General features: G+C 32.7%; 24 protein-coding genes. 2 read left to right on the forward strand and 22 right to left on the reverse strand.

Annotated elements, in window-relative coordinates; translation table 11 throughout:
* Nucleotide 1 precedes the first annotated feature (1 nt).
* The gene (locus AAYQ19_RS16400) at nucleotides 2–871 is read right to left on the reverse strand and encodes a diacylglycerol/lipid kinase family protein (RefSeq protein WP_343537701.1); all 870 of its coding nucleotides are present in this window, start codon (nucleotides 869–871) and stop codon (nucleotides 2–4) included.
* 62 nt (nucleotides 872–933) lie between these two features.
* Here AAYQ19_RS16400 and AAYQ19_RS16405 point away from each other — a divergent pair, with 62 nt between their 5' ends.
* Nucleotides 934–1,896 carry an App1 family protein phosphatidate phosphatase gene (locus tag AAYQ19_RS16405; protein WP_343537703.1) on the forward strand — a complete coding sequence of 321 codons (963 nt, stop codon included), beginning with the start codon at nucleotides 934–936 and terminating at the stop codon, nucleotides 1,894–1,896.
* 173 nt (nucleotides 1,897–2,069) lie between these two features.
* On the opposite strand, the gene AAYQ19_RS16410 is transcribed toward AAYQ19_RS16405, so the two are convergent.
* The 17 genes from AAYQ19_RS16410 to AAYQ19_RS16490 form a co-directional block, all read right to left on the reverse strand.
* The gene (locus tag AAYQ19_RS16410; protein ID WP_343537705.1) at nucleotides 2,070–3,989 is read right to left on the reverse strand and encodes an ABC-F family ATP-binding cassette domain-containing protein; all 1,920 of its coding nucleotides are present in this window, start codon (nucleotides 3,987–3,989) and stop codon (nucleotides 2,070–2,072) included.
* 200 nt (nucleotides 3,990–4,189) lie between these two features.
* Entirely contained in the window at nucleotides 4,190–5,197 is a 1,008-nt protein-coding gene (locus AAYQ19_RS16415; protein ID WP_343537706.1) for a TerC/Alx family metal homeostasis membrane protein, read from the reverse strand.
* Nucleotides 5,198–5,227: 30 nt separating this feature from the next.
* On the reverse strand, nucleotides 5,228–6,739 hold the full coding sequence (locus tag AAYQ19_RS16420) for a helix-hairpin-helix domain-containing protein (protein WP_343537708.1): 1,512 nt from the start codon (nucleotides 6,737–6,739) through the stop codon (nucleotides 5,228–5,230).
* A 2-nt stretch (nucleotides 6,740–6,741) separates the two neighbouring features.
* On the reverse strand, nucleotides 6,742–8,151 hold the full coding sequence (locus AAYQ19_RS16425; RefSeq protein WP_343537710.1) for a PP2C family serine/threonine-protein phosphatase: 1,410 nt from the start codon (nucleotides 8,149–8,151) through the stop codon (nucleotides 6,742–6,744).
* A 6-nt stretch (nucleotides 8,152–8,157) separates the two neighbouring features.
* On the reverse strand, nucleotides 8,158–9,210 hold the full coding sequence (locus AAYQ19_RS16430; RefSeq protein ID WP_343537711.1) for a TerY-C metal binding domain-containing protein: 1,053 nt from the start codon (nucleotides 9,208–9,210) through the stop codon (nucleotides 8,158–8,160).
* Between the two features lie 252 nt (nucleotides 9,211–9,462).
* Nucleotides 9,463–9,912, reverse strand: a complete 450-nt coding sequence (locus AAYQ19_RS16435; RefSeq protein ID WP_343537712.1) for a hypothetical protein — start codon at nucleotides 9,910–9,912, stop codon at nucleotides 9,463–9,465.
* Nucleotides 9,913–9,928: 16 nt separating this feature from the next.
* Entirely contained in the window at nucleotides 9,929–10,564 is a 636-nt protein-coding gene (locus AAYQ19_RS16440) for a vWA domain-containing protein (protein ID WP_343537713.1), read from the reverse strand.
* Nucleotides 10,565–10,634: 70 nt separating this feature from the next.
* Nucleotides 10,635–11,273, reverse strand: a complete 639-nt coding sequence (locus tag AAYQ19_RS16445) for a vWA domain-containing protein (RefSeq protein ID WP_343537715.1) — start codon at nucleotides 11,271–11,273, stop codon at nucleotides 10,635–10,637.
* A gap of 157 nt (nucleotides 11,274–11,430) precedes the next feature.
* Complete coding sequence (locus tag AAYQ19_RS16450; RefSeq protein WP_343537717.1) at nucleotides 11,431–12,090, reverse strand: TerD family protein; 660 nt, start codon at nucleotides 12,088–12,090, stop codon at nucleotides 11,431–11,433.
* A gap of 19 nt (nucleotides 12,091–12,109) precedes the next feature.
* Nucleotides 12,110–12,661 (reverse strand): TerD family protein, encoded by a 552-nt coding sequence (locus AAYQ19_RS16455; RefSeq protein ID WP_343537718.1) that lies wholly within the window; start codon nucleotides 12,659–12,661, stop codon nucleotides 12,110–12,112.
* 10 nt (nucleotides 12,662–12,671) lie between these two features.
* Nucleotides 12,672–13,637, reverse strand: coding sequence for a hypothetical protein (locus AAYQ19_RS16460; RefSeq protein WP_343537720.1), 966 nt, complete (start codon nucleotides 13,635–13,637; stop codon nucleotides 12,672–12,674).
* A gap of 33 nt (nucleotides 13,638–13,670) precedes the next feature.
* Entirely contained in the window at nucleotides 13,671–14,756 is a 1,086-nt protein-coding gene (locus AAYQ19_RS16465; RefSeq protein WP_343537722.1) for a toxic anion resistance protein, read from the reverse strand.
* Nucleotides 14,757–14,762: 6 nt separating this feature from the next.
* Entirely contained in the window at nucleotides 14,763–15,371 is a 609-nt protein-coding gene (locus AAYQ19_RS16470; RefSeq protein WP_343537723.1) for a TerD family protein, read from the reverse strand.
* A 3-nt stretch (nucleotides 15,372–15,374) separates the two neighbouring features.
* Complete coding sequence (locus AAYQ19_RS16475; RefSeq protein ID WP_343537725.1) at nucleotides 15,375–15,929, reverse strand: TerD family protein; 555 nt, start codon at nucleotides 15,927–15,929, stop codon at nucleotides 15,375–15,377.
* A 3-nt stretch (nucleotides 15,930–15,932) separates the two neighbouring features.
* A complete protein-coding gene (locus AAYQ19_RS16480; protein WP_343537727.1) occupies nucleotides 15,933–16,739 on the reverse strand; it encodes a phosphoribosyltransferase family protein in 807 nt (268 codons plus the stop codon).
* Nucleotides 16,740–16,741: 2 nt separating this feature from the next.
* Entirely contained in the window at nucleotides 16,742–17,407 is a 666-nt protein-coding gene (locus AAYQ19_RS16485; RefSeq protein WP_343537728.1) for an HAD family hydrolase, read from the reverse strand.
* Nucleotides 17,408–17,416: 9 nt separating this feature from the next.
* Nucleotides 17,417–17,992: a TerD family protein gene (locus tag AAYQ19_RS16490; protein WP_343537731.1), complete on the reverse strand. Its 576-nt coding sequence runs from the start codon at nucleotides 17,990–17,992 to the stop codon at nucleotides 17,417–17,419.
* 337 nt (nucleotides 17,993–18,329) lie between these two features.
* Between AAYQ19_RS16490 and AAYQ19_RS16495 the strand changes: the two genes are divergently transcribed.
* Entirely contained in the window at nucleotides 18,330–18,713 is a 384-nt protein-coding gene (locus tag AAYQ19_RS16495; protein ID WP_343537732.1) for a DUF983 domain-containing protein, read from the forward strand.
* Here AAYQ19_RS16495 and AAYQ19_RS16500 read toward each other — a convergent pair.
* The 4 genes from AAYQ19_RS16500 to porM form a co-directional block, all read right to left on the reverse strand.
* Nucleotides 18,679–19,767, reverse strand: a complete 1,089-nt coding sequence (locus tag AAYQ19_RS16500) for an NAD(P)/FAD-dependent oxidoreductase (RefSeq protein WP_343537734.1) — start codon at nucleotides 19,765–19,767, stop codon at nucleotides 18,679–18,681. The genes AAYQ19_RS16495 and AAYQ19_RS16500 overlap by 35 nt on opposite strands.
* 78 nt (nucleotides 19,768–19,845) lie before the next feature.
* Complete coding sequence (porN, locus tag AAYQ19_RS16505; protein WP_343538078.1) at nucleotides 19,846–20,835, reverse strand: type IX secretion system ring subunit PorN/GldN; 990 nt, start codon at nucleotides 20,833–20,835, stop codon at nucleotides 19,846–19,848.
* 167 nt (nucleotides 20,836–21,002) lie between these two features.
* On the reverse strand, nucleotides 21,003–21,992 hold the full coding sequence (gene porN / locus AAYQ19_RS16510) for a type IX secretion system ring subunit PorN/GldN (RefSeq protein ID WP_343537735.1): 990 nt from the start codon (nucleotides 21,990–21,992) through the stop codon (nucleotides 21,003–21,005).
* Between the two features lie 44 nt (nucleotides 21,993–22,036).
* Nucleotides 22,037–23,575, reverse strand: coding sequence for a type IX secretion system motor protein PorM/GldM (gene porM, locus AAYQ19_RS16515; RefSeq protein WP_343537737.1), 1,539 nt, complete (start codon nucleotides 23,573–23,575; stop codon nucleotides 22,037–22,039).
* Between the last annotated feature and the right edge of the window lie 19 nt (nucleotides 23,576–23,594).

Consider the following 23,594-nt stretch of genomic DNA (forward strand, 5'->3'; position numbering starts at 1 on the left):
TTTAAGGAACGGCGATTTTCATTTGCTTGTGCAAAATATAAATGTCTAAATCCGTTTGTGCGCCACAATATTCGCCGTCAATTTGAAAATTCACTGGATAATCTGTTTTGATAGAAGCTTTATCCGTCGAGATGATTACAACGTCATCAGAATCAATTGGCATATTTCCGGTAATAATTTTTCCGATTAATAATAAATCAAGATTTTTTAAAATCACGAGTTCAAATTTTCCATCATTCATTGCACCATTTGGATTAATAATGACACCTGTCCCATATTTCTGCGAATTGGCGATTACAATCATTCTCGCGATATGTTTAACGGTTTCATTATTGGCATCAATTGTAGCTACAAAAGGTTCTTCAGATTCCGTTAATGTTGTAAAAGCCTGCAATGCATATCCCCAAAATCCACGCACATCACTTTGTTCATAGTTTTTAACCAAATTGGCATTCAATCCTAGATCGCTTAAATGAATGCTTTTTTTGCCGTTGATGCAAATCATATCCATTTCGATAAAACGATTCATAAAAGCAATTTTCAAGTTTTCATCTATTCTTGTTGGCAAATTCAAATCGACAGCTAATCCATTTGCTGAACCGGCAGGCAAAATTCCAATTATGACATCAAAATCTTCCACAGCTTCAGCCACCATTTTAATTGTTCCATCTCCTCCTGCAACGATAATTCGTTCTGGGAGAAATTGATTATAAATCATCTGAATTTTACCCAAATCATTGTTTCCTGACGTTTCATAAACTTCTAGATTAAAATAATTTATAGAAGCAAATTCTTCGACAGTCTCGATTAAACTGCTTTTATCAAGATCACCTGAAATCGGATTTACAATAAATAGAATGTTCTTTTTCAAAATTTTAGCTTTAAAAACCAATTAAATTAAGTAATTTACAGTTTCATAAATATACGCAATAAATGAAACCAATCTTACAATTATATCGTGGCTATGCCAATGAAGAAGAATTAATTGTAATGGGACATGTTTTCAAAAGAACGTACGATTATGATTTTCAGAAGAAAAATTTAAAAAATGCAAAGTCTATAATCAACCAATTTCGGATCAAAACAGTCGAAAATTTTGATGTTTATTTGAAATATGCCGATCAAGAAATTCACACCAAAACTTTAGATGACGGGCATTTTAAGTTTTGTATTCCGCTTGAAAATGAAACTCATTTTGGCTGGATGAATTACGAAGTCAGCATTAAATATGACTCTCAAATTATTACTTCAAAAGGAAGCTTTATACATCCACACACAGGAAGATTAGGCATTATCTCCGATATTGATGATACTTTTTTGATTTCGCATACGCAGAATATCTTCCGAAAAATCTACATTTTATTGTTTAAGAATGTAAACGACCGAAAAGTTTTTAAAGATGTTGTTGCACATTATCAAGCTTTAAGCTCGGCAGGGAGAAAAAACAAAGAAGAGGTAAATGCTTTTTTCTACATCTCAAGCAGCGAATGGAATTTGTACCGTTTTATTGTTCAGTTTACCAAAATTCACCACTTACCTAGAGCAGTTATTTTGCTAAAAGACATTAAAAGAGGCATCACGGATTTTTTCATGAGCGGACGTGGCAATCACGATCACAAGTTTGAAAAGATAAAACATGTTTTGGAGTTTTATCCCAACTTAAAATATATTTTATTGGGAGATGATTCGCAGCATGATCCAGTTTTGTACGAGAGAATCTGCAAAATATTTCCAGTTACTGTAATTGCGGTTTACATCAGACAAACCGGAAAATCTCAGAAAGAAGAAGTAAAAAAAATCATGAAAAACCTAGAAACGTTGGATGTTTCGGTTTGTTATTTTAAAGAAAGCAGTCAAGCCATTGAGCATTCTCGATCTATTGGGATTATTGAGTAAGGTTTTTTGTTTCAAATTTCAGGTTTCAAGTTTCAGTTTTCAGGTTTCCAAAAAACTTGAAAATGCTTATTAACTAAAAAACCTTTGTCAAAGTTTGAAACTTTGACAAAGGTCGATATGGCTTAAAAAAACTTGAAAACCTGAAACTTGAAACTTGAAACTTGAAAACTTTTTTAAGCATTAAAGTTATCAATCTCCTCCTGAACAACTTCCCAATCAATCAATAATTGGTCTAGATCAGCTTTCTTTTTATTATATGCTGTGAAAAACGAAGCATCTTCGATATGTTTATCGTAATTCGTTTCTAACGCTTTATCATCATGCTGAATGTCTTTTTCTAATTGCTGAATCTGGCTTTCGATTTTGCTTAATCTGTTTTGAAGCGCTTTTGTTTTCTTTTGATCTTCATAAGATACTTTCGCAACTTCTTTCTCTTTTGGAGCAGCAACTTTTACAACATCTTTTTTCTCAACCTCACGCATATTTTCAAGATTGCGTTGCTCCAAGAAGAAGTTGATATCTCCAAGATATTCTTTAATTTTTTGATCTTTGAATTCGTATACAATGTTCGACATTCCTTGAAGGAAATCCCTGTCGTGAGAAACTAATAATAAAGTTCCACCGAATTTTTGAAGTGCCGCTTTCAAAACGTTTTTCGATTTAATATCTAAGTGGTTCGTAGGCTCATCCATCAGCAAAACGTTGATAGGTTGCAACAACAATTTACAAAGCGCCAAACGGTTACGTTCACCTCCAGAAAGTACTTTTACTTTTTTCTCCACATCATCACCACGGAACAAAAATGAACCCAACATATCACGTACTTTCATACGGTTTGTGTCTGTTGCTGCATCTTCCATTGTTTGAAGCAAAGTGATTTCTCCATCTAAATATTCGGCTTGATTTTGAGCAAAATATCCTAGTTGAACATTATGGCCTAATTTGATGTTTCCTTCGTATTCAAACTCGTTTACCAGCGCTTTAATGAAAGTCGATTTTCCTTGTCCGTTTTGACCAACAAAAGCAATTTTGCTTCCTCTTTCAACTAATAAACTAATATCTTTTAGAATCGTTTTATCGCCGTAAGCTTTCGTTACATGCTCTGCTTCGATAACCACTTTTCCTGGTTCTTTAGAAACCGGAAAAGAGATATTCATTACCGAATTATCATCTTCATCTACTTCGATTCTTTCTACTTTATCTAATTTTTTAATGAGCGATTGCGCCATTGAAGCTTTTGAAGCTTTTGCACGGAATTTCTCGATTAATTTTTCTGTTTCTTCAATCTTTTTCTGCTGATTTTTTTGAGTTGCTAATTGCTTCTCACGAATTTCATGACGCAGTTCCAAATATTGTGTATACGGTTTATTGAAGTCGTATGCTTTTCCTAAAGAGATTTCGATTGTTCTGTTTGTTACATTGTCCAAGAACATTTTATCGTGCGATACAATTACCACTACTCCAGGATAATTACGAAGGAAATTCTCTAACCAAATGATACTTTCGATATCTAAGTGGTTGGTAGGCTCATCCAGAAGCAATACATCATTGGACTGCAATAATAATTTAGCCAATTCGATACGCATTCTCCAACCTCCTGAAAATGTTTCCGTTTGATTATTGAAAACTTCTCTTTTAAACCCAAGTCCTAACAGAATTTTCTCTGTATCTCCAACATAATTGTAACCACCAAGAAGATCAAAACGATGTGTATAATCAGATAAATCTTCAATGATTTGTCCGTATTCTTCACTTTCATAATCGGTTCTAGTGACCAATTGATGATTTATTTCTTCCAGTTTTTTCTCTACAATTTTAATCTCTGTAAAGGCTTCATATGCTTCTTCCAAAACAGTTCTTCCTTGTTCAAAATCAATATCCTGACGAAGAAATCCCATTTTGATATCTTTTTCTTGAGAGATAACTCCTGAATCTGGCTTGAAGTCACCAGCCAGCATTTTAAGCATTGTCGATTTACCTGCACCGTTTTTACCAACAAGACCTACGCGGTCGCCGGCGCCTAAACGAAATGTAACTTCTTCAAATAAATATGTCCCACCGAAAGAAACTGAAAGATTGTGTATATTAAGCATAATGTATTGCTGAAAATCTAGAAATTAAATACATTGTAAATAAGCAAATTGCCTGTTACAATTTTGAAAGTGCAAAAGTATAACTTTTAATTGAAAGTTTTAAACTGAAAAACAATAGCTCTTACAATATTCTAAAGCAAAAAAAGGATTGAAATTCAATTGAATTTCAATCCTTTTTACATTTTAATTTATTTAAACTTTTAAGCTTCTTTTGCTTCTTCAGCTTCTGGCATTAAAATAGAAGCTACTACAGAAATTAAAAGCACGCCTCCAATCGCCAATAAAGAGTACATAGATTCGATATGATAGAATGGAGAAATAATCATTTTTATTCCGATAAATGACAAGATAATTGCCAAACCATATTGCAACTTACTAAACAAGTGAATAAAGTTGTCTAATAAGAAGAACAATGCTCTAAGTCCTAAAATGGCAAAAATGTTAGAGGTATAAAGAATAAACGGGTCATTTGAAATTGCAAAAATCGCAGGAATAGAATCTACTGCAAACAATAAATCTGTAAACTCAATTACGGCTACAACTACTAAAAGTGGTGTTGCTAATTTTTTCCCATTTTCAAACGTGAAGAATTTATCTCCATCATATTTGTCGCTTACATTAAAGAATTTTCTAATTAATCTTGCTCCTCTTGTATTGTTGTAATCTTCCTCATCGTCATCGTCTCCAGAAGACCAAGATTTAATACCTGCATATACCAAGAACAATCCGAAAGCTGTCATGATTAGGTTAATATCATATTTAAATCCTTCAAATCCTGCAAGGCTTAAAAGTTTGTTCAAATAGGTCAATTCGATTAAGAAAGCACCAGAGAAAATGAAAATTGCTCTTAAAACCAATGCTCCAATAATTCCCCAAAACAATACTTTATGTTTGTTTTGATTGGCAACATCAAAAAACTTAAACACTAATATGAATACAAAAAGATTATCAACAGAAAGCGCTTTTTCAATCCAATATGCCGATTGAAACTCATAGAATTTTGCAGCTCCCGCATAGTGATATACTAAACCACTAAAAATCATGGCTAAACTGATCCATACTAAAGACCAAGTGATAGCTTCTTTGTTTGTTACGACATGGCTTTTTTTGTTGAAGATTCCTAAATCTAGCAACAGCATAATAACAACTGCAACCGCAAAAACGACAATTAAACCGGGATGTTCCGAAAAGATTGGGTGTTGATTCATTTTAGATATTAATTAAGTTAATTTTTTAAATTATGTATTGGCCATTGTTACCATGATGACCCTTCCTCCTTCTTCATTAGAAAGCAGTATTTTTTTTCCGTGCGTAAGCTCGACCATTGTACCTATTGGAATTTCTTTGTCTTCGGTTAAATCTTTGAGCGAAGTTAGTTTTTGATTGACTAAAACCCATTTACCATTAAAAAAAGTAAAATAGCCAACTGGAACTTTATGTTGTGGCGCTAATTTCTCATTTCTGACAATATTACGATTAACATGCCATTGAAACAAATATTGGTCATTATAAACCATTAATCGATGATTCTCGGGCTTCCAAGTCGTTTCCTGAAACTGATAATACAGATCTAAAACAGGAAGCGTACCTTGATGTGCCGTACCGCAGAAAGGACATTTCGGCGTATTGGTATTATCGAAAACATACCATTTTTGTTCACAGGTTGGGTTGTGGCATTTCTGCATTAAATCGGTTGTTTTAAGCAATGCTATTTCCCATTCTTCCGCATTTGGTCTTTGCATCGGGTTGTGTAATCCATCTACAAAAACTTTATCAAACAAGGTCTTTAAATAAGGTCCTGTTATGGTATACGGCAATTTTGTAATATCTGCCCAAGGCAAATCCCATTTAGAAACCTGATTCATTTTTGGTCGATTGGTTGCATCTGTTGGATGTTCGATAAACATCGCTTTTTCCCCCATAGATAACAAATCGTCTTTTTCGGTATCTAAATCATGTACTTTTCCGCCTTTTAAAGGATGTCTATGCAATAAGAACATATAGATCAAAACTGGAAGCGCATGCAGATCTGTTAATCTGTTTGGCAATTTTCTGTTTGGATCATTTTTATCTAAATGCTTGCTTGAAAGCACTTCTGGCGCAATAAATTCGGCTGTTCCAATTACTTCAGCTGGAAATAATCCTGGAACAACTAATCCGTCCAAATCGATCATGCAAGCAGATCTTTCTATTGGATCTATTAAAACATTATTGTATGATAAATCAGAATGTGCCAATCCCATAGCATGCATTTTTTTTACACCTCTGGAAAGATTTACGCAAACCTGAAAATAACTCAGCCAATCTCCTAATTCTGAAGTTGCGACGCGCAATGGAAAATGCGGATTCCTAAATTTTGGTCCAGCAAACCATTTTCCGTTTTTTTCTTTTCCCTGAATTAAATCGCTTGTCTGATATCCTTTTTTAAAGAAGAATTTTGGTTTATAAACTGGTACAATAATTCCCGTTAAACCATTGTGCTCAATAACATCTGTTGGCCATCTGAAAACTTCATTCAAATAATAATCTCCAGCTTCTCCGTTTTGGATTTGAGTATAATATTTGTTGGTTATTTTTTGAAGTCTCTCTTTTTGGTTGAAATCTAATTTATCTCTAAAAATAGCGACAACATATTTTCGGTCTGGGCTAAAATAAACGTCTTTCACACCACCACGCATTGGTTCGCCGTTATCAACAAATTGATACGTTTTTGTAGCGTCGTTCATTGATTTTACTGTAACTGTACTCATGTTTAGTAAATTATAGCAAGCGTTCTGTCATCATGATTTCCTGGACTCCAAAAGTCCATCCAAGTCGAAAGTTGTGTTGCAATATCTGCATTTTCATTTTCAAAATCAACCTTAGATCCGTCTTCATTATTCCCTTTTAAATCGGACAGAAACTCATTCCATTTTTCAATTTTTTCCAGATTGGCTTCAACCACAAATTTTGGGTCGTAAATTCCGTCTGTCATCAGCATCAAATAAGAGAAATCGTCTACCAATTTAAATCCGAAACGTGATGAAAGTTTATCACTCTGAAAAATTTCAGGAATTGTAATAAAACGAGTTCCTCCACCGAATTCGCCAACATCAATGACATTCATCAATGTAATTTCAGTTAAATCTTTACTTAACAAACCTATTGGACAATCGCCAACTCCGAAAGTTAGAATGGCATATCCAAAATCATATTTTTTAACTAAAGCGAAAATTAAAGTCGCATGAAATTTTTTCAATTCTTCATTATTTTCAGCTGCAAATTCTTCAATCTTTTGATTAACAAAATGAGCCGCTTTTAATAAAGTATTATATCCAAAATGAGATATTTTTTTAGATGAATCTGAGTCTGTTTTGTTGTAATGATTGAATAAAATCTCATCAAATTCTTTTAAATTTTCTTTATCAAGATTTTCTTCAAAGTATTCAATCAAGGTATCACAAGCTAATTTTGAACCTTTTCTCGATAAAGCAGCTGAGCCCGCGCCATCTGAAACTGCTAAAACACTCCAGCCATTTGAAGTAAAGTTTTTGAATGCAAAATCGTCTTCTCTAAAAGAACCTACGTTGGCATGGCTTCGTCCTCGTTTTGAAGCAACAACAATTTTTTTATCTAAAAATGAACTCGCAATAGCCACATTATCTTCTTTTGCAAAAGGCGCATTTTTATCACTTTCTATATTTTTCCAAAGTGATTTCGGATCAGGATTTATAATTACGGTAAATACTTTTTCGTTTAGAGGCGTTTCTTCAGCTTCGCTATCAATTTTAAAAAGCATTTTAATTTTTAAATCGCCACTAATTTTTGGATTTCCTGAAAGCAATTCGTTTTCGCTGTCAAATGAAAGTCCTGTATTTTCTAAATTTTGAATTTCGTACGAAATAATATCATCCCAGCCCAATTGAATAAAATCAATTTTCGCTTCGTATGCCTTATTTACTGTACCATTTGGCAGAAAAACAGATTGATTCGTAATATCATCTATTCGATTTATTAAGTTCCAATTTTTCATCATCATCTGCTGTTTTTCTTTAATTATTTTTACTGCCGTAATATTGATTTCGTCGCTAATAAAATCTTCAAAAAGCGATTGTTTGCTTTTTGGAATATCGATTTTATTTTGGAATAAAAAAGACTGAAGATATCTTTTGGTCTCCTCCATACGTAATTATCCTTGTGTTCTATTTACGTCAAAACCACCTTCACCACAACCGTAAGATCCTTGATTATTACACCACGGACATGTACTTATTTGTTCGTCTCCAATACAATGTATTTTTTGACAAACACAAACTGCAAAAGCAATTTGATTACCGCAACAAGGACAAGTTGGAGCACCGAATAATTCTTCTGTATTTACTTTAGTATTAAAATTTGTATTATCTGCCAGTTCAAAATAATTATTGTCAACTTGATAAGCGCCAACCAATTTGTAATTTTTTGAAGATAATTCAATCCCCGCATAAATTGATTCTGCAATCGTTTTTCGATATTTCATTAAGTACGGTCTTTTTGTATTTTGGCACTTTCCATTTAAAACCACGTAATTATCATCTACATATTGCTTGATCGGCTCTTCTTTTGTCAAATCTATTTTAGAAAGCGTTTCTCCATCTAATTTTGCCAATTCAAATCCAGATGAATTATTTTCAACACTGATACTACTTGTTTTAATAGAATCTGTGACCCATTTAAAAAACTCTTTGTACGATTGTACATTCGTATTTTTAAAGTGAAGTACGTTTTCTGTAAGCTGACCTAACAATTTCGTATCTGTTTCATTTCCAAATGAAACCGCTATTAAATTTGCTGTTCTTTGCCAGTTATTTTTCCATTCGTTTATCGCTGCCTGTGTATCATCTGTTGGAACTCCATCTGTAAATAGAAAGACAATTGGTTTCCAATCTCCTTTTACTTCGTAAGTTGTTTTAACAATATTACTTCTTAATTCATACATTAAATGACCTAAACCTTTACTTAGAGATGTACCGCTTCCAATTGGAAATTTAGGCGGATAAAAACTCACTATTTCCTGCAAAGGCACTAAGGTTTTTGGCTGACCAGCAAAAACAATTATAGAAACATAAACGGTTTCTAAAGCATGAGGATCTGTTTTTAATGCCTGAATTATAGTAGCCAAACCTTCTTCAACTTGCTGGATTGGTTCTCCAACCATTGATTCAGAAATATCAATTAAAAAATATATTGGTAATCTTCTCATTTTAAAGGAATTTTAGTAGCATTAAAAAAATAATCAATAATATTATTTGTGTCATATCAACCGCTAATCCCGCTCCAACCTGAAACGGTTTTATGAATGTTTTTAGAAAATTGAATATGGGTGAAAATATACTATTAAAGAAATCGAAAATCGTTTTATATTGAGGATTCAATTTGTCTTTATAAGGCAATAATTTGGAATACAAAAACAACCCAACAATTAGAATTTGAATAAATAGTGTTATAAAATGCATTATACAAGGGCTTTAATTAGCTCTTTTGCTATGTCTTTAAAAGCCTGTTTTTCGTCAGCGTTTTTTGTTGGAAATCCGTAAACAGCAACTCCATTATTAGGTTCCATAAAATTTATAGCGAAACAAGCTCCATAACATTTATTTCTTCCACTTACTGGAATACCGTATTTCACTTTTAAGTAAGCACAATTTTTACGCACAATAACATCTTGTATATCAAATTCTTTTTCAAGATAATTTTGTTTTAAAAGCTGTCCGACATTTTTAATATTGAAATTCTCGATTCCCGTAGTTCCATAACACATTGTTATGTCGTCTATGTTCATTGTTTCTAATATCTGATCAGAACTTAATTCTAAATTTTCAAGTTCATTTTCTTGTCCTTCTTGATAAGCTTCATCAATTGCGGTTGCCACATGAATTAAAGCTTTAGAAAATGTAAATAGCATATCGAGCATTTTAAAATTAGATCACAACCGTTATTTCGCTTGGCGGCGGTGGCAGTGTTACACTTTCTCCGGTTCCTTGACTTTTATTTCCATGTTCGATAGTTTCAGAAACCCATTTAAAAAATTGTTTTAAAGTCGAACTATCGGCAGAATCCAAATGAACTACATTATCAGTAAGTTCTTTTAGTATACTATCATTTGCCATATGACCAGCGGCACAACCTACAACAGCACCAAAATCCAAGGTTTTAACTTCTTGTATTTTTTCTCTATAAAATTGAATATCTGAAGGTTTCCCATCTGTAAAAACAAAAAGCAATGGTTTCCAGTCGCCTTTTTGGGTTGCAGACCCTCTGATAACTTCTGCTTTTACTTTTTGAATTACGAAATCTAATCCTGCACCGGTATTGGTTGGACCACTTTGCGGACAAGTTATTTCAGGAAGTTGAAAATGAACCAATTCTGTTAATGGTACAATTTCTTTAACCTCTCTATCATATGTTATTATACTGATCCAAAGAGAATCTAGTGCCTGAGCATCAGAACGAAGTGTATTAATCATACCGCTCAAAGCATTATTCAAAGCTTGAATTGGTTCCCCGTACATTGAACCTGAAGTATCTAGCAAAAAATATACTGGTAGTCTTCTCATATCATTTTTTTTAAACTAATAAAACAATGAAAAAAGCCATTAAAATGGCTAAACTCTGCCTTTAATAAATTTAAACTACAATGTTTAATTCCGATGGTGGCGGAGGTAATTCTTTGAAGTTTGTAAACTCTTTTCCTAAATCTTCAATTTTTGTTGAAGTTACTCCAATTGAAGCTGTTACCCATTGAAAAAACTTGCCAATACTAGAACTGTCTGCATTTTCCAAACTCACTACATTGTCTGTAATTTGTTTTAAAACATTAGTGTCTGCCCCGCCTCCTGCCGCACAAGCAACAGTAAAAGCTGTTTTTACTTTTTTGAATTCTGCAAGTCCGTTTTGCCAATTATCCGTCGGGATTCCGTCGGTCATAATAAAAACCAATGGTTTCCAATCGCCTTTTTGCTCTGTTGTTGTTTTTGCAACTTCAGTTTCTATTTTCTGAGCCGTTAATTTTAAAGCATCTCCCAAAGCTGTTACTCCGGTCGCTTTTAAATCTACCATTTGAAAAGAAGCCAAATCGGTTAAAGGGATAATTTGCTGCGCAGTACTATCAAAAGTAATTACACTTAAAAAAGCAGTTTCTATGGCTTGCGGATTTTGACGCAGTGAACTGATCATCATTTGTACGCCATTTTTAACAGCTTCAATAGGTTCACCAGTCATTGAACCAGATGTATCTAAAAGTAAATATACAGGCAGTCTTCTCATAATGTAATTATTTATACAGGAATATTATAAACTGGCGTCTCAGAAGTGCTATAAAGAATAGAACTAGTTTTAAATGAAACCGTACAATAATACAAGTTCCTCAGCTTGATCAACAAAATTCTAACCTGAGAAACTCGTAGTCTATTACTGTTTTTGATTATAGGTAAGATTGAACAATTTTGTGGATTGTTTGTCCTAAAAACACATCGTCTGTTGGATCTCCAATTGCACTAAATTTCCATTCTCCGTTGCGTTTATACAATTTCCCCATAATGATAGAGCGTTTGTTCACGTATTGACGGTCTGCAGCTACATTATATGACGCAAATTCAGAAACTACTCTTGTTGGAGTTCCTTCATACATTCTGATTTTTGCATAAGGAATTTGAGAGAAATCTTCTTTTCCTGCATTATTCAAAAAGAAAAATATCTGATTTACTTTAGCATCAACTTTAGAAAGATCAACTGTGATAATTTCGTTATCCAAGCCATCATCTCCTCCAGTGTCTCCTTGAAGATCATCACCTGTATGTCTTAAACCTCCATCTACACTTACTAATTTACCTTTTGGCAAACCAAATTGTTGCAAAACTTCTACTCTGTATAAAGGAGAATACAAATGATCACAAAGTTTGTTTTGATCATCAATTAATATACAACTTAAATCTAGGTCGATATCAACTACATTTTTAGATAATCCTAAAAAACCTTTTGTTTCAATAGCTCCCCAGTTTACGCCAACACAAAAATTAGTCAACGTTTCTCCGCTTGATTTTCTTAAATCAATTTTTTGTCCTTTGGTTAAGTTAATTGCCATTCTTGTAAATGTTGTTTAATTAGTTATATTTATTTAGGTAATCTTGTAATCCGCCTTTCATTCCAATACCAACCGCTTCAAACTTCCACTCGTCATTTCTTTTATAAATTCGGCCAAATTCAACCGCAGTTTCTATAGAAAAATCTTCATCAAGTTCGTACTTAACTAGCTCAACATTTGACTGATCTAAGATTCTGATAAATGAATTTCTTATTTGACCAAAATTTTGTCTTTTTGTATCAGCATGATGAATCGTAACTACAAAACAGATCTCATGAACTTCCGGAGAAATTTTAGATAAGTCAATGTAGATTTTTTCATCATCACCGTCGCCATCTCCTGTTAGGTTATCACCAGCGTGAGTAACCGCTTGATCTGGAGATTTTAAATTATTGTAATAAATAAAATGGTTATCATTTGGGATTTTTCCATTTGCACCAACTAAAAAAACCGAAGCGTCTAAATCAAAACTTGACCCTGTGCTACTTGAATTACTATCCCATCCTAACCCAACAGTAAATTTTGGAGCATTGATGCTTTGTCTTTGTCCTTTTTCTAAGTTAATTGCCATTTTATTTTTTTTAATTAATATTAATATTCAACATTGTTTTCAAAATATTAGTCTGTTCGTCGACATTCTGCAATTCATCCAGAAAATCTACAGACGAAATCTTTTCCAAATATTCATTTAGCACTTCAAGAACACTTTCGGGCAGTGTTGTTTTTATGGTACTAAGTTCATTTTTTAGTTCTGCATTTTTATTTTTCAATCCTTTTATAATGATTTGTTTAGACGAATCATTTTTAGAAAGATCAATTCCTTTAACTGCTTCTTCATTTAAGAAATAAAATGCTTTTTCATTAGCAACAAAAACAAATTTGTCATTAGAGTCCCTAAATTCATAGACTTCAATTATCTCATTATTGCAAACAAGTCCACACGAAAATTTGATCTTAAAGCCTAGAATATTTAATCGTCCTAAAAGCTTTCTTTCAAATCTTGCATATGCATTTTCATATACACTTTTGTTAAACTGCGAAAGCTTCTCATACTGATCAATTGTAATTTCTCTGTAATACTCGGCTTGAATACTTTGTGAGAACGTCAACAAATCATTCCAATTGAAGAAAACATCTTTTTCTGTCACAAACAACTGATAGAGCTCTTCTATCTTTCGCGACATGTTTTGTGCATGAAGTTGCAGTTGTTTTGCAAGCTTTGTCTCCCCGATTTCAGACTTTAATTTCGCTAAAATATCTTCGTTAATATAAATCTCATCTGAAATTAAAACATACTGCTGTTCTTTTGATTTCTTTAGCTTTTGAAACAAATCAATTAAACTATTAGTGTACTGAATATGAAAGAGTTCCAATTTATTGATATCTAAAATTCTGTTGTGTTCAAAGAGTTTATGAATAATTCTTGTTCGTACTAAAACCCCAACAAGATCCTTGTGATTAAAGAAATTGGATAACAATTCTAAAACCACAAGTTTTCTATTACTCTCTTTTATTATTTCAATATATCTCTCCTCTTCCTCCTGCATTATCTAATTTCAAACATTCAATTTTTATTATTCTTAGCTTACAACGCCTTTTTTCAATTCTTGTTCAAGACTTTGTAAACCGGCATCAAGCTGTCTTCTAGTTTCTGCACCTTGTTCGTGAATTTGTTTTACTTCTGTCAAAGTATCGATCAAAGATTTTGTTGTCATCTTCAGTGTCTCAAGAGAAACGACTGTATTTTCATTTTCTTTGGCTACTTCAATACTATTTTGTTTCAGCATTTCAGCATTTTTCTGCAAGATCGTATTCGTAGTTTCAGAAACTTTTCTTTGTACTTCAATATTTTGCTTTTGTCTTTGAAGCGCTACTGCAAGCGTAAGCTGGTTTTTCCAAACTGGCATTGTTGTAGTCAAGATAGACTGTGCTTTTTCAGCAATAGAAGTGTTGTTGTTTTGCACCACTCTAATTTGCGCCAAAGATTGCAACATAATAAAACGTACAATCTTCATATCAGCAAGACGTTTGTCTAAACGATTGATGAAAGTTCGCTTATCTGAGATTTGATAATCCTGATATTGAGCACTATTTGCTTCCATTACAGCAAGTTCTTCGTTTAATTCTTTAAAACGAATTTGTCCTGCAATAATGTGTTTTTCCATTTCTTTGATCAGATTCACATTCCCATCAAACATGGTTTGAAGTGCGCTGTTATCTTTCACAGAATTGATCATTCCAGCTTTTACTTTATTACTGATTTTATCAATATTTACAGTAATCCTGTCGTATTCCTGGAATAACTTTTTTACATCAATAATAAACTTATTAAGCAATGGAATTTTTGAAATGAATCTTTTAAACGGACTTTGATTTAATTGATCAACGTCTATATAATTCAATTCAGTCAATAAATCATTAATCAAACCTCCTACTTCTCCAGAATTATAAGTTCTTACATTCGTTAAGAAATTATCACTTTGTTTGGCTATAGAATTTTGAATCTCAGCACCATAATTCAGAATCGAATTGGCATCATTTTCATTCAATTGATTTGAGATGCTTTTATAACTATTTACTTCTGCTTCAGTAATTGTAGCTAAGTTTACATTCCCATCTTTATCAATCAAAGCAGTATTCTCCTGAGTAATTAATTGATTTTCCATGATTTTTTATAAATGATTCTGTTGAATTGTAACAATAGTTTGTTCTAATTTTTTATCGGCTGTTGGCACACCTACTGCGTTAAATTTCCATTCGTCGTTTCTTTTATAAAAAACACCTAAAACCATAGAAACATTACCAGCAAAAGAAGCATCGTTTGCAATGTCGTAACGTGCAAATTCTTGCGATACTTTAGTTGGAGTTCCTTCATATATTCTGATAGATGCGAAAGGAATATCTTTAAAATCCTGTCCTCTAAAACTGTTTATAAAAAACCCAACATAACTAGCAGAAGGTGTTAACTGAGAAAAATCTAAAGTAATGACTTCATTGTCTAACCCGTCATCTCCATTTAAGTCTCCAGTTAAATCATCTCCACTATGTTTGATAGCACGATCACTAGAAATTAATTTTCTAAAGTTTACCGAATCAATATGGTTTTTCTTGTCGTCATAAACAGCACAGCTTGCATCTAAATCTACTGGCTCTTTTTTTGTTCCAAAAAATCCTTTTTTCTCGATTGCTCCCCAGTTTACACCTACACAGATGTTTACTAATTTTGAGCCGTTACTTTTTTCAAGATTAATACGTTGTCCTTTTTCTAAATTAATTGCCATATCTTAGTTATATTTATTTAAATAATCTTCTAATCCGCCTTTCATTCCTACACCCATTGCCTCAAATTTCCACTGTCCGTCTTTATTGTAAATTCTTCCAAATTCAACTGCAGTTTCAATAGAGAAATCTTCTTCTAGCTCATATTTCACCATTTCTGTATTATTAGAATCGTCTACAATACGAATGAATGAATTACGCACCTGTCCGAAATTCTGTCTTCTGTTTTGTGCATCATGAATTGTAACCACAATACAAATTTCTTTTACAGCAGAATTTATTTTAGTCAAATCGATTTTAATTTGCTCATCATCACCGTCTCCGTCTCCAGTCAAGTTGTCTCCGGTATGAATCACAGACTCATCTGGAGCTTTTAGATTATTGTAAAAGATAAAATGAGAATCAGATAATATTTTTCCGTTCGCACCAACAATAAAAGCCGAAGCATCAAGGTCAAAACTAGAACCTGTACTGCTGTTGTTTGTATCCCATCCAAGACCAATTGTAAACTTTGGTGCGTTTATATTTTCTCTTTGTCCTTTCTGCAAATTAATAGCCATAATCTAATCTATTTTTATTACGTTAATATTGTTTTTATATTCCAAAATCTGATGATAATTATTACTAATTGCCAGATGAAATAATTCATTACTCTTTTTCCTAGAAATATTTGATACCAAGTAAGCAAATTGCTTGTCATCAAGGCTTAATATAAATTTCACAATTCTAGTATTGTATTGAAAATCTTCACTATTTACAACAGAAACAATGTCTTCTACATTTTTTACTGCAAAGTAATTGTAGTGGTTTTCTATTTTTGGATGAATTTCTTTATTTGCTAATTCGGCATAATAAACAAATAGAAAGTCTCCATTTACATTATACTGATCTAAGATTTTGTTTACAGTGTGCTCATGACTTCCTGTTATTTTAATATCGTCTACAAAAATGCATAGTTTGCCTTCAATAAAATTACGATCGATATAATAGGTATCATTCGATATTAATTTTACTCTTTGCTCAAAATCCAAATTTCCGTAATCTGTTACGTAAGTCTGATTTCTATAAATTTTAGATTCGATACAAGCTTTTTTTCCATTTTTAAACAAATAGCTGTTTAGCTCTTTTTTAAAATAATAGCACAAAAAGTTGGATGCAGTTGGAATAGACAAATAAGGACTTGGCAAAATAACAATGTCTCTATCTGATAAAATCAAATCTTTGTGTTGAGCAACAAATCCGTCGAAGAGGTCTTCTGCAAATTTCTCTGCAAAAAATTTATCTCCAAATTTAAATCTGCTGTATTCTGCCTCTTTAAAAGGGCAATTATTTTCATCAACGATTTTATGTAAACTGTAGCTTATATTCACTTTTATATTTTTAATAGATGCGCATCAAAACCAAATTTTAATGCTCCATTGTAATCAGCAATACTGTTATCGCCGATATGCAAAACATCTTTTTTATTTATTTTTTTATATTTATTAACTTCATCAAATACCAATTTAAAAATTTCAGCATTTGGTTTCGAAAATCCAACTTCATCAGAATAAATCTGAAATTTTAAATATTCCGACAGATTGTAATGTTCTAATATTTTCCTTAAAACTTTTCCTTTAATAAATGCTGTGTTGCTTAGAATATTTATCGATTTACCTTGATTGGTAACTTCCTTAAACATTTTTTCAATATCAGAATAAATTAAAACTGGCTTGTATTTTAAAAACAGTTCTTCTGTGTGATTGTAAAACTCCTTAAAACGATCTGTTCCATTTTTCTCAAAATCAACGTCTAAAGCGCCTAAAATTAAGTAATAAATTTCGTATGTATCTATATTTAATCCTGTTTTTTCGTTAATATTATTACACAAAACATCATAATATCGTACAACTTCATTTACCTTTTCAATTCCGTGTTGAATCTCAAAAAAGTCTTTAAACAATAAATTCCTTTTTTGCTTAAACTCTGGATTTGATTTTATTAACGTAAGCCACAAATCAAAAGAAAAATGACTATAATTTTCATGATTTATTTTCAAGAGTTCCTTTTATTTAATTATTTCTCCTGAATAATATTTCTCTAGAAAGAAGCCCAAATCTGCTCTGTAACCAATTCCTGAAGCTTCAAATCTCCAGTTGCCATTTCTTTTGTATAATCTTCCAAATTCAACACCAGTTTCTATGGAAAAGTCTTCTCCTAATTCATATTTGGCAATTTCCTGACCATTAGAATCATCGACAATTCTGATATAAGAATTTCTAACTTGCCCAAAATTTTGCTTTCTGCGCTCGTAATCTTCAATTGTAACGACAAAAAGAATCTCTTCTACCGTTTCTTCAATTTTAGTTAAATCGACTTTTATCGCTTCGTCATCATCACCATCGCTATTTCCTCCTGTTGGATCGTCGCCTGTGTGCAACAAAGCTCCATCTGGAGATGATAAATTATTGTAAAAAACAAAATAGCTTTCTCCTAAAAGTTTTCTATCGGCATTGATCATAATTGCTGACGCATCTAAATCAAAATCATGGCCGGTTCCCTCATTTGGGTCCCATCCTAAACCAACAGTAATTTGAGACAATCCAATATCAATTTTTTGTCCTTTTTGTAAATTTATTGCCATTATATTATTTTAAATTAAAAAATTTATCTCCACAATAATACAAAAAAGAAGACCATTAATAATGTGGAAAACCGTAAAAGGAGAAAATTTATCAACAAATTAAACAAGAATTCTATTAAAATTAATACGATTTGATTTCTAGCCAGATTAATCCTTAAGATCAAAACAAGATCAAAAAGCATCCACTAAAATTAATGAAGATGCGAAGATTAATAAAGACAAACATAATCACTATATTTACACTTTATTCTTAAATTGAAAATTTGTTATTTCAGATGGTTTCAGCAGAAACTAAATCTCATTTTACAATTTTTTTTCAAAAATTAGCAGCGTTAAAATGTTTAAAAAAGGGTCCAAAATAAACAGTATTTTCACCGGAAGCTGTCCAAGATGTCAAAATGAAAGCATGTATGAGGATAAAAATCCGCTTCATTTGACCAAAGTCCTAAAAATGAATGAAAATTGCCATCATTGCGGTTTAAAATATCAAATTGAGCCTTCATTTTTTTATGGTGCAATGTATGTAAGTTATGCTCTAAATGTTGCCGTAGGAATTGCTGCTTTTATCGTTTCTTTTGTCTTTTTTGGCGCAAGTATCAGTCAATCGTTTATTGCAATTATAATAACGCTTATAGTTTTATTTCCTTTTGTACTTAGGCTTTCCCGAAATTTATATATCAATATGTTTATTTCTTATGATCCAAAGGCTGGTCAGAAGTAAGAGATTTTAAATATCTTTTATGAAAGCGTTTTATATCGGCTTCTCTATCTAAAGGAACTTGATTTTCGATGTGATCATATAAAGCTTGTGCCATCGCAGGTCCAAGCATTACACCGCGCGTGCCTAATCCGTTCAAAATATGCAAGGTTTTGTGAACCTCATGAGTTCCCAGCAAAGGTCTTCTGTCTGCCACTGTCGGGCGAACACCTCCAAAATGCTTTACAATCTCAAAATCGCAGGTAATAATTTCTCTTATACGCTCTAAGAGTTCTTGTTTACCTTCTTCTGTAGGAGCGTCGGTTTTGTCTGACCAATTGTACGTTGCTCCAACTTTAAATAGATTATCTCCTAAAGGCAATATAAAAACGCTCGTGTTTACAATCAAATCCAAATTCAGATCGGGTGCTTTAATAATAAACAATTCGCCTTTTGTACCGTCAAGAGGCAAATAATTAAAAAACGGATTTTTATGCATTCCAAAACCTTCTGCAAAAATAATATGACGTGCTTGGATGTTTTTGTATTGAATTCCCGATTCTAAAAATTCAATGTCATTGCAATCAAAAGATTCTTCTAATAATAAATTATTTTCGATCAGATATTTTTGATAACAATCTAATAATAATGCTGTATTAACATATCCAGTATGCAAAACTTCACCATAATCGTAAGGCGAGTCAATTCCGTTAAATTTCTCTGTAATTAATTTTGTAGATAAAAAAGGAGCCAGATTTATTTTATCTGAAGCGGCAAACCAATTGTTCTGTTCTTCAATCGAGAAAAATTTTCGCAAGATTGGCATCTTAAAATTGAATTTCTCGTTCAATTTATCTTCTACCCTATCATAAAAATCATTCATAAAAACCAATTGCTCTTTAGCATTCCAAACTTCGCTGAAACGCTTTAAAATGACAGGATTATACAAGCCCCCAGCAACTCTTGAGGAGTGCTGTGATTTATTATCAACAAGTAAAATAGATTTGTTGTTTTTAAGGGCCACTTCGGCAAAAGAAATTCCGGCTAATCCAGCCCCGACGATCAAATAGTCAAGCATTGTACAATATATAGGTAAAATAAAAAAACTCTTACTACAAAGATAATAAGAGTTTATTTTATAAATTAATTCCGGTATTTAATAATTCCACATATTCTCTTCGAAATTACGAATCTTTTCTTTTACTCTTTCAGATTCCAACAATTGATTCTGTGCGTTATCTTTCATGTAATCTTTAATCTCACGATCGCCATACACATTTTCCTCTTTATAGATAATAGCGTTAAAGCGTCTCGAATTCAAAATCTGATCAAACGAAATTGATGCGGCGGAGTTTATATCATTAAAAGCCTTTGCTTCATGCAATACCGTTCGTGCATCTGGAAAGAAAACCCAAAATAATTCGATATAATCTTTCTCATCACTATTCATTGTATAGACATCTGGAGTAACGGGACAAATACCAATTAAGCGATACTTCAATTCACCTTGACGCTTGTCAAAATACCAATATCCTTTGATTTTGTATTGTGTAACATCTTGCGCTGTCAAATCTTGTTTTAAAATATATTCAGCAGGAACTGTGCGTGTAGGGCCAATAGTTTCTTCTTTGTAACTCACGCTTTTTTTCTTCCCAGTGCCCGTAACAACCTTTTTCTTTACAACACGAGATCTATAATCGTCAGGATTTTGATTAATCAATTCTCTACCCGCATCAGTCGTATCAACACGAGAAAGCGAACCTTCTATGTCTTTCATAGTTTTCTTGGTGTTAAAATAACTATCCGAATACACTTCAGTTATTTTACCATTTCTGATCGCTTTCGTTAAAACATCATAAAGAGAGCGCCTATCTGCACCAATATTGGCAGTATCTACAGGAAAATAAAGAGGAAAATTGATTTTTTCATTTAAATCAATAATTTCCCAAGTCATTTTTCCCATCAAAACATCTCGATCTTCAATATAGCCATAAGCTAATGGTTTATCATTATCAGCTATACGTTGTGCAGGCGTCTTGATGCCAATTTGGGAAACAGTTTTTGCATTAAGCAAATTGGGCTGAGCATAGGAAACTAAACTTCCTGCAACAGAAAACATAACGATTAAAAAACTTCTCACTTTCATCATAATTAATTGTATAAGAAACCAAACGTAACATTTTAAAAAATATTGTAATTTTTCTTACAAAATAAAAATCATAGCGATTTCATTGACCGTCAAAGAGTTTTTTCCAAAAAAAAACTCTTACTACAAAGGTAGTAAGAGTTTTTCTTATAACGTTATGTTTCAACTTAGTAGTTCCACATATCTTGTTCGAAATTACGAATCTTTTCTTTTACTCTTTCAGATTCTAATAATTGGTTTTGAGCGTTATCTTTCATATAATCACTGATAGCTCTGTCCCCGTAAAGGTTTTCCTCTTTGTAAACAACCGCATTAAAACGTCTAGAGTTTAAGATTTGATCGAATGAAATAGGCAATGCCGAGTTATTGTCATTGAAAGCTTTTGCTTCATGCAATGATTCTCTTGAGTTAGGGAAGAAAACCCAAAACAACTCAATATAATCTTTCTCATCACTATTCATCGTATAAACGTCTGGAGTTACAGGACAAATTCCAAGTAAACGATATTTCAATTCACTTTGACGTTTGTCAAAATACCAATATCCTTTGATTTTGTATTGTGTAACATCCTGAGCTGTCAAATCTTGTTTTAAGATATACTCTGAAGGTACAGTTCTTGAAGGTGGTACCGTTTCATCAACATAAGTAACCACTTTCTTTTTACCAGTTCCAGTAACCACTTTTTTCTTCACTACACGTGTTTTATAGTCGTCTGGGTTTTGGTTGATAAGTTCTCTACCAGCATCTGTTGTATCAATACGAGATAATGATCCTTCGATGTCTTTCATAGATTTTTTTGTATTAAAATAACTGTCTGTATAAACTTCAGTTATTTTACCTTTTTTGATAGCTTTCGTCAAAACGTCGTAAAGCGAACGTCTATCAGCACCAATATTGGCAGTATCTATAGGAAAATACAAAGGAAAATTGATTTTTTCATTTAAGTCAATAATCTCCCAAGTTGTTTTCCCCATCAAAATATCTCTATCATCAACATAACCGTAAGCCAAAGGCTTATCATTATCTGAGATAAGTTGCGCAGGAGTCTTAAGTCCTATTTGAGCAGGTGTTTTCGCATTAAGCAAATTAGATTGCGCATTAGAAGACAAACCTCCAGCGATAGAAACAATAGCTATTAAAAAATTTCTTACTTTCATCGTGGTATTATTATAAGGTATTGAACGTAGTTTTACCTACTTTATTAATTTATTTCATAAATTACCGGAGCAGTTCTTGGTAATAAATAACTACCAGCTCCAACAAGTTTAGTTTTAATCTCAGAAATAGTTACCTGATCTCCTCTTCCAGCTTTAGAAAGTACTGTTTTACATTGAGCATTCAATTTGTTACCTGTAACAACAACTGTTGGTTGTCCAGCAATTTTCAAATTAAATCCAACAACATCTAAACCTACTTCGAAATCAAAATCTTGAAGTTTAGCACCAATAGTAGCAATTTCCAAGTTAGATTTAGGACCTTTAACAACTCCTACTTCACCTCTAATTGTACCTGTTGGTCCAGGAATACCTTTAATTCTGAATGTTTTCTTATCAGAAACTTTATCTCCGTTTGGTAATGTACCTGTTACAGAAATTGTAGCTTCAGTTCCAGCACCTGGGCTCATGTTATATTTACCTGGTTTACCAGCTGAACTTAATCCTGGAGCACTAGCAACAACTTTATTGTCAGCAACACCAGCAAAAGATACAGAGATTGGGTTAACAACACCTCTATAAACTACGTTCATTTTGTCTGCAGAAATTGTAGCAGAGTTTGGTCTTGGAACTACAACATACTTTCCAGCGAATTTAAGTGGAATGTTTTTTCCGTCTTCTAAGAAAGTAAATTGTCCATTAATGTTTTGTTCTCCAACTCCTCCAGCAGTTAATGAGATAACAGCTTGTCCGTTTACGATTTGACCAGGACCTTGGAAAGATGTTGGTTTAGTGTTTTCGTCATAACGACCTAAAACTACCTTACCTGTAACTTTCTCCCCTTGGAAATAAGCATTTTTATCTAAAACAACGATTGCTTGGTAATTGCTATAAGAAGCAGCAGCAACCGCAGCTTTTCCTAAAGCAGCACTGTAAACATCAGATTCAGCTTTTTGAACGTCATTTTGCCAAGCAGAAAGTTTAGCTAATGAAGCAACTGCAGGGAAACCTTTAAAGTGGTAAGCTAAGTATTTATCTTTCAAACCTTCTTTGTTTTTCACATCAGAAAGATCAAATTTCTTTTCAACCTCAGCTAAGATTGCAGCGTATTTTTTGTCTGACAAAGCAGCTTTCATATCTGCTTTATATTTTTCAATTTTAGAAATGATTTCATTTCCTTTTTTAGTGTAACCGTCACCAGTAAACCAGTTGTCGATATTGTCACCTTTGTCCATTGACTCGTATGGCAATTTACCAGTTTCCTTATCAGTTTCAAAACCTTTTAAAACATCTGCTTTTAAAGAACCTACGTATGCATAAAATTCTTTTGAAGCCGCTTCAACTTTGTGAGCCGTAACCGCTGCAGTAGCAAATTCTCCTTTTGCTTCAGCTGCTTTCTGATCTAACGACATCAACATACCTGCATTTGTTTGCTCTGAAGACGTATTAGCACTTTCAAATTTTTCATTCATTAATCCAAAAGCAGATAAAACTTCTTTGGACATGTTCATTGCTAACATTGCGATGAAAACCAGATACATCAGGTTGATCATCTTCTGTCTAGGGGTTAATTTTCCTCCTGCCATTTTTTTCTAATTAGTTCTT

It is taken from the genome of Flavobacterium mesophilum (genome assembly GCF_039581405.1).
Taxonomy (GTDB): Bacteria; Bacteroidota; Bacteroidia; order Flavobacteriales; family Flavobacteriaceae; genus Flavobacterium.